We start from the raw sequence: 3814 nt of genomic DNA on the forward strand, positions 1-3814 counted from the left end.
GTTTGTTCCCCCTCGCATTGCAAAACTCAATGCCAACGGACAAAAAACCTACGTTTCTCAGCGACCGGTGACGGTCGCCGGTGGTCACCAGCGGCTGCAGCTTGCGCAGCTCCTGCAGCTCCTGCAGCGCGTGTCGGCTGCTCGGACTTGAGCTTTTCTGCTATGATGCTGAGCCCAATTGTCAGCAAGATGTTGCGACTTGTCAACAGTTTCTTGCGATATTTTCCTCGTCTTGTTTTTTTTTACAGGTTGTTAATGACTGGATCTGCCGCCAATCCTGGCTCCAAGCCGAACCCGACGACAGCAGAGCGGGCCCTCGATCCGCGACCGTTTGCCGACATCGACGCCGACGCGCTCGCAGCGCGCTTGAAAGCGATCATCGGCGACGAGTCGGTGTCGTCGTTTGCGCGCCGCTGCGGCATGGCCGAGTCGGTGCTGAGAACTTATCTCAGAGATGGCCGCATGCCACCGCTGGACAGGGCTCTGGCCATTGCCGCCGTGGCTGGCGTCAGCGTCGACTGGCTGGCGACCGGGCGCGGCGCGCGTGGCATCGCGCAAGACAGGGCCGCCTATACGGTGAACTCGGGCAGTGCTGCCGCGGCAGAGGCTCCGGTGCTTGACGCAGCCGTGCTCGAAGGCGTTGTCAAGGCCGTCCTGCAAGGGCAGGGCGGGCGCGCCTCGCCGGAACATCTTGCCGCCATGATCGTCGATCTTTATCAACGCGCGCTCGATCGCGGCACGCGCTGAGCAGGCCGGCCGCTTATCCCGCTGCTCTGCCGGTTCTCGATACGGCGCCAGTCGCAAGGCTTGGCGTTGGCAGCGCCTGCTCGGCTCCGGCGCGTGTCCGGCCGCCTGCTTCCTTGCTTGCCGGCGCCCTCGGTGCGCCTGGTGGTCGCCAGGAAATCGTCACTCCGGCAAGGGCAGAAGTGAGACTTTTGAATCGTTTTGTGGTGGGTGGGTCGTATAGGATGGGAAAAAAAACCTGCTTCGACGCAGCGGCGGCTACCACAGGCAGTCAGCCAGGCGCTTGCGCTGAAAGGCATGGCTGCCAAGCCTTGCCGATGAAGACGAAGGAGGCGCGGCGAATTCTCGCTACAACCGGGGCCCGGAATTGCGCGAGCGATCTGCCTGGCCAGGCTCGAAATCAAGGAGGTAGAGCACTGAATTCTTTAGGAGAAGCATCATGGCTTTGAAGTCACGCGCCATGTTCGACGGTCGCATGTCAGGGGTTCACGGCTTGACGAATTTTTCGCTCAAGCAGTTGATCGCCTGGGATGGTCGTCTAAATATTGGCCAGCCGCAAATCGACGCCCAGCACGAGGCCATCTTCGCCCTGGCGGTGAAAAGCTCGGATGTCTGGCGCAAGCACGGCGATGTCGAGCAGTTGAAGCGGATGACGGCCGAGCTTCATCAGTCGCTCGAGGAGCATTTCCTCTACGAGGAAGGGGTGCTGGCGGGATTGGACTACGAAGACCTCGCCGAGCACCGCGTCGAGCATCAGGTGATGCTCGACGAGATGCAGCTTATCCGCGCTCGGGTGGAGCAGATGGACCCGGAAAACGACAACGTCGAACCGGGATTTCTGCTCATGAATTACATCCTCAGCGCGACCGTTGGCCACATCTTTCACAGCGATATGGACTATGGGGTCCTGGCCCGTGCGGCGGGGGGACGAGCGGCGGCGAGGACAGTTCGGGCGCTTTCGGTGCTTTCTTGAGGCGGCGGGACCAGCGGCAGCCGCTTCGCGCCAGAAATTGGGCCGGGCTCTAGCCGGAGCAGGGCAATGCCTGCTACTTTGCGCTTGCGCTTCCAGTCGCTGGCGACCGCTTCTGTCCGAGGCCTGACGCTTTGCGATCCACCGCTGACAAACTGCGCATCCATCGATGAACTACACTTTCGCCTCGGCGACCATCCTGCTGATCCTGATCACGGATCCGGTCGGCAATATTCCGATTTTCGCCAATGCCCTGCGCTCGGTGCCGCCCGAGCGCCGCGCGTGGGTGATTTTGCGCGAGGTGCTGATTGCCTTTGTCCTGTTGCTGACTTTCATGTTCGTCGGCGACAGCTTCTTGCGGCTGATGAACCTCAGCGAGCTGTCACTGCAAATCGGTGGCGGCGTGATCCTCTTTCTGATCGCGCTGCGCATGATTTTCCCGCAACCGGGCGTTAGCGACGGGCCCGAAATGCTGGGTGAGCCGCTGATCGTGCCGCTGGCCGTTCCGTCCATCGCCGGGCCATCGGCTTTGGCCACCGTGCTGCTGCTGGTTTCGCAGGCGCCGGAGCGGCGCCTGGAATGGATCGGCGCCTTGGTGATCACGATGGCCGTTTCCGCCGTCGTGCTGGTGCTCGCCGAACGCATCCAGCGCATCGCCGGCGAGCGCTTCGTGGTGGCCCTGGAACGTTTGATGGGGCTGGTTCTGGTTGCGGTGTCGATCGAAATGATGTTGCGGGGAATCAAGACTTTCGTCTTGCAGCTCGCCAGCGCCTGAGTTTGGCGGTGGCGTGTCGTTCCCGCTCAATGCTCAACAAGAAGCAGAAGTGGCTGATAAAAATAGAGAAATATGGAGTGGCGTGAGACGAGACGTTTTCCGCTCTGTGTCCTTGTCCATCTCGTCCTCCTCTCGAAAACATCGAGCTTGAAGGAGAGCGAGCGACCGTTGCAGATGGGCGGGCTGGCTTCCGGCTCCCCTGTTACAAGCAGCCCGCACGTCATTGCGAGGAGGCGCAGCCGACGTGGCATTCCAGTTCCATCGTCTCACTATTTCCCGTCGCATTGACATCGTGACAATGCGAAAAGCCAAACCTCTGGATTGCCGCGTCGGCTTCGCCTCCTCGCAATGACGGCGGGTGGGAGATGCTTGCCGAAAGTCTCATCAAGAACGCAACACCACACTAGGTCGGGAGCGATTCGACAATGCCGTCCCTGGCCCGCGTGAGCCTGTAGTGCAATTTCAAGGCGCGCGAGAAGTAGTACAGAGTCGGGTTGCTGAGCACGCGCTCGTACTCGAGTTCGCTGATTTCGACCTTGGTGTCCCCAACCCGATAGAAATGCCGGTTGCCATCCTCGATGATTTCAGCCCGGTAGTTGCTGTCGTCGTCCGGCGGCTCGGGCCAGGGTGGCGCCACGCCCGCCGCGCGAGCGATGTGATTGGCACGTCGCAGGTCTGCAGTTTCCCAGGTGCCGATGCGCTTCCTCTGCAGGCACCGGATCAAACGGTGTTCCGTTTCAAAATCTGGCAGCTCTTCCCTATTTGTTAATGCGAAAGAAGCTCGTTGGAAGACGCAGGAACCCCTGATCGCCTGGGGTCATGCAAAAGGGTTGTCGTGAATCAAGCGGCTGCGGCGATGAAGCCGAAGCGAGTCAGAGCCTTGATCCAGCGAGAAGCGTTGCGCTGTACGGAAAGCTGCTCATAGTTGGTGGCGGAATCCCGGTAGTGTTCGCCACGCTTGAGCATGAAGAAGATGGTGCGCAACATTTTGTGAGCCAGCGCGAACGATCAGCGACTGGAACTTGGACTGGAACGCTGATTTGGTCCGACTGGCGGCGTGAGCGAACTCACAGAGAAGTCGGCGGACGTAGAGATTGCCCTTGCGCACGCGCCCCGACTTTCGTTTTCCGGCGGATTCGTTGTTGCCCGGGCAAACGCCGACCCAGGAAGCGAGGCGATCCGGGGAGCCAAAGGCACTCATGTCGCTGCCTATTTCGACCAGCAGCATGGCGGCGCCGATCGCGTCGACGCCCGGTAGCGTTTGCAGCAGCGCCAGCGCATTCATCTCACTTGCCAGCTCGCCAAGCAGTCGAGCGTCGAAGCGG

The 3814-nt window shown here is 60.9% G+C and carries 4 protein-coding genes and 1 pseudogene; 3 read left to right on the top strand and 2 right to left on the bottom strand.

Going from position 1 to position 3814, the window contains the following annotated elements; genetic code table 11:
- The first annotated feature begins 255 nt into the window (after nt 1–255).
- From E4Q23_RS12010 to E4Q23_RS12020, 3 genes are all read left to right on the top strand, one after another.
- Nucleotides 256–747, top strand: a complete 492-nt coding sequence (locus tag E4Q23_RS12010; protein WP_169066852.1) for a helix-turn-helix domain-containing protein — start codon at nt 256–258, stop codon at nt 745–747.
- Nucleotides 748–1183: 436 nt separating this feature from the next.
- Complete coding sequence (locus E4Q23_RS12015) at nt 1184–1717, top strand: bacteriohemerythrin (RefSeq protein ID WP_169066853.1); 534 nt, start codon at nt 1184–1186, stop codon at nt 1715–1717.
- Nucleotides 1718–1883: 166 nt separating this feature from the next.
- Entirely contained in the window at nt 1884–2489 is a 606-nt protein-coding gene (locus tag E4Q23_RS12020; RefSeq protein WP_169066854.1) for a MarC family protein, read from the top strand.
- 403 nt (nt 2490–2892) lie between these two features.
- Here E4Q23_RS12020 and E4Q23_RS12025 read toward each other — a convergent pair whose 3' ends face one another.
- Nucleotides 2893–3213, bottom strand: a complete 321-nt coding sequence (locus tag E4Q23_RS12025; RefSeq protein WP_169066855.1) for a hypothetical protein — start codon at nt 3211–3213, stop codon at nt 2893–2895.
- A gap of 116 nt (nt 3214–3329) precedes the next feature.
- Nucleotides 3330–3814: pseudogene (locus tag E4Q23_RS12030) on the bottom strand (transposase); the annotation flags it as partial.

It is taken from the genome of Candidatus Accumulibacter phosphatis, from assembly GCF_012939955.1.
In the GTDB taxonomy this organism is placed as follows: Bacteria; Pseudomonadota; Gammaproteobacteria; order Burkholderiales; family Rhodocyclaceae; genus Accumulibacter; species Accumulibacter delftensis.

Coding starts and splice junctions, on each gene's coding strand:
- E4Q23_RS12010 (WP_169066852.1), top strand. CDS start 256: ATGACTGGATCTGCCGCCAATCCTGGCTCCAAGCCGAACCCGACGACA.
- E4Q23_RS12020 (WP_169066854.1), top strand. CDS start 1,884: ATGAACTACACTTTCGCCTCGGCGACCATCCTGCTGATCCTGATCACG.
- E4Q23_RS12015 (WP_169066853.1), top strand. CDS start 1,184: ATGGCTTTGAAGTCACGCGCCATGTTCGACGGTCGCATGTCAGGGGTT.